This window comes from Parasutterella excrementihominis YIT 11859, assembly GCF_000205025.1.
In the GTDB taxonomy this organism is placed as follows: Bacteria; Pseudomonadota; Gammaproteobacteria; order Burkholderiales; family Burkholderiaceae_F; genus Parasutterella; species Parasutterella excrementihominis.
Map to the genome: position 1 here is coordinate 1 of NZ_GL883712.1, position 1,845 is coordinate 1,845.

The following is a 1,845-nucleotide window of genomic DNA, read 5'->3' on the forward strand; positions in this document are numbered from 1 at the left end:
AGGGGCTGTTGCAAAAGTCTGTCGAAAGCAGACTTTCAACAGCTCTTTTTGTATCTGAGGATTTTAAATTAGAAAAAACGATAACTCGTTGATTTAAAAGCAAGCAGAGGGAATCGAACCCCCTGCTGTGCTATGGTGATGTGTTCCGCCAAGAATCACATACCATGACTCATTTTACAATTTCTGAGCCTCTCCTTCTCTATACCTTCCCACTCGAGGCGAAGGAACAGGAAAAACTAGACGCCTTCTTGTTACTTTTGGAGAAGTCAGGTGCGTGGAAATACCTAAATGAAGTCCGACTGGACTCCGAGTTAGGACGACCGCAAATCAACAAATTCCGTCTATTTTCCGCAATCGTATATTGCTTTGCATTGGGTAAATCTTCCTTACGAGAAATCGAAGCCGCATGCTATTACGACTTGCGAGTTGTTTACTTAATTGGGGAGGATCGTCCCAGTAGTTCAACAATATCTAGATTTATTTCTTTATTGGAGAACTGCATAACCCCGATTTTTATCAGCATTGTCCAGGCAATCGTGGAAGAGTTTGCTATCAGTCTCGATACTGTTTTCTTAGACGGTAGTAAGTTTGAAGCCAATTCCAACAAATATAAGTTCGTTTGGAAGCCGACCACATTCCATCTTAGGCTCAGTGAAAAGGCTTTGAATTTATTACGACTGATGCATTTGAGCGACGATGTTCCTAAGGATGGAATAATCTCCTCGAAATTGCTCACGGAAAAATTGACCGAGAGCCAGAAAATTGATCCCGAGCTAATCGAGGGAGGAGAAACAGCATTAAAGAAAATGCGTTCTCAGCTCTATGAATATTTGATCAAGTCGGTGGAATATGAAGAAAAAGAAGCAATTTGCGGCCCCGACAGAAACTCTTATTACAAAACGGATCACGATGCTACCGCAATGTGTTTGAAAGAGGACTACTACAGTGGGCTCGGCAGTCAGATGCATGCGGCCTATAACACTCAGATAGTGGTTTGCAGAGGCATCATAGTTTTTTATTATCTATCTCAAGACCGTTCTGACACCCGAACCCTGATCCCGACATTAGAGGGGTTTAAGTCCATGTACGGTTGTTATCCAAAGAGAATATGCGCAGATGCGGGGTATGGCAGCTTTGCAAATTACAAATATTGCAACACAAAGGGAATAGAGGCTTTTATTAAATACCCTTCCTGGAATGGAGAACGTACCGGAAGGTATCCGGCCGTCTATGAGTATTTAGAGGACGGAACCGTATCCTGCTTAGGAGGAAGGACGGGTAACAGAGTTGAAATCCCAAACCGTCACCCCAAAACTCAACAATCTGCTTTCTATAAAGTTGAGAACTGTACGAATTGCCAGTTCATGGCCTACTGCAGGAGGTTTATGAAGGAAAAAGAAGGCAACGAGAGGATCTTCGAAGTCATGCCTGAATACGTGACCTTAAAACAAGGAGCTAGAGATCGGTTGTTAAGGCCTGAAGGAATTGAAATGAGAGTGAACCGGAGCTGCCAAGTAGAGGGAACCTTCGGCGTCTTGAAGCAAAATATGGCTTATACGAGGTTCCGCAGACGCAAGCTCGCAAAAGTTAGGCTTGAATTTGCATTAACCTGCCTCGGCCTAAACATTAGGAAATTTCTTAAATTCAAAAAAAGTGGCAAGCTGCCGACCTACTGGAAAGTTCCGGAAGGTTTAGAGGCAGAAACATTTAAGAAACCTTCTGCAAAAAGAATCGCAAATAGGCTTAAAAAGCGAAAGAATTTACAACCAAATGAAATAGCCAAAAGAGGGTATAGAAGAAAGGGGATGCGCTAACCGTCCTTCTCAGGACTTTTGCAACATCCCC

The 1,845-nt window shown here is 43.0% G+C and carries 1 protein-coding gene; it reads left to right on the forward strand.

Annotated features, from left to right (window positions below; all coding sequences use genetic code 11):
• The first annotated feature begins 164 nt into the window (after window positions 1-164).
• Complete coding sequence (locus tag HMPREF9439_RS06780) at window positions 165-1,814, forward strand: transposase (RefSeq protein WP_008812428.1); 1,650 nt, start codon at window positions 165-167, stop codon at window positions 1,812-1,814.
• Window positions 1,815-1,845: the final 31 nt, after the last annotated feature.

Bases quoted from the DNA above. Each gene is read 5' to 3' on its own strand.
- HMPREF9439_RS06780 (WP_008812428.1), top strand. From the start codon at position 165: ATGACTCATTTTACAATTTCTGAGCCTCTCCTTCTCTATACCTTCCCA.